Source organism: Brucella pseudogrignonensis, from assembly GCF_002252525.1.
Classification (GTDB): domain Bacteria; phylum Pseudomonadota; class Alphaproteobacteria; order Rhizobiales; family Rhizobiaceae; genus Brucella; species Brucella pseudogrignonensis.
This window is the reverse complement of sequence record NZ_NNRM01000028.1, coordinates 1-914: the sequence shown is the minus strand read 5'-3', so window position 1 is coordinate 914 and position 914 is coordinate 1. Positions and strand designations below refer to the sequence as shown.

The window sequence follows — 914 nt, the reverse complement described above, 5'->3', positions numbered from 1 at the left end:
TTTGATGACGTGATGATGCGTTATCGTGTGGCGCGGGCCTGCATCGACCAGACCGGCATGGGCGAAAAAGTGGTCGAGGACGCGCAGCGCCGCTACGGTCGTCGTGTCGAGGGCGTCCTGTTTAGCACCGGCAGCAAGCTGATCATGGCGAATGGCGGCAAGGAGCGTTTCGAGGACCGGACCGTTCGTATTCCGATGGGCAATGTTCCGCTTCGCTCCGATCTGCACAAGCTGCGCAAGGTCACATCTCCGACCGGCGCGCCGCGATTTGTTGCCGAGCGAGACGACGATCACGCCGATCGGACGTGGGCTGCGTTCCTTGGCATCCATGCCGCCAGTACGCCGCATATGGAATACGGGTACGAAACACGCCGCAATGTGCCACCCGATGGCCGCAGCCGATCCGATGATCGCGAGCGTTCGATTAATCCAGAATTGAGAGGTTCGCTCTGATGGCACAGTTGGTCGATCAGTATGGCAATCCGCTAAAGCGGCAGGAAGTCACCAAACCCTACGCCGGGCCGACAACCGGCGGCGTTCGTCCCGTCATATCCGGTCATCCGGCCGAGGGGCTTAACCCACGTCGCCTTTCAGCCATTCATCGCGCAGCTGCTGAAGGTGATCCGCTCTCCTATCTGGAACTTGCAGAGGACATCGAGGAGCGCGACCTTCATTATTTCGGGGTGATGTCCACCCGCAAGCGTTCCGTGGCGCAGCTCCCGATTACAGTGAAGCCAGCCAGTGACGCGGCCGATCACAAGAAACACGCCGAGTTCGTGCAGTCGTGGATCAATGATGATGTTCTGCGGGCATGTCTGTTCGATATGCTTGACGCAATCGGCAAGGGATTCTCCGTAATGGAGATCGATTGGCAAACCCGGCTTAGCCGGTGGGAACCGCGCGAGATTACATAC

General features: G+C 59.2%; 2 protein-coding genes. Both read left to right on the top strand.

What is annotated here, in order from left to right:
- A partial coding sequence (locus CEV34_RS14535) for a phage terminase large subunit family protein (RefSeq protein ID WP_459562089.1) occupies window positions 1-453 on the top strand: 453 nt, incomplete at its 5' end.
- On the top strand, window positions 453-914 hold a 462-nt coding region (locus tag CEV34_RS14530), incomplete at its 3' end, for a phage portal protein family protein (protein ID WP_143853384.1). The genes CEV34_RS14535 and CEV34_RS14530, both read left to right, overlap by 1 nt.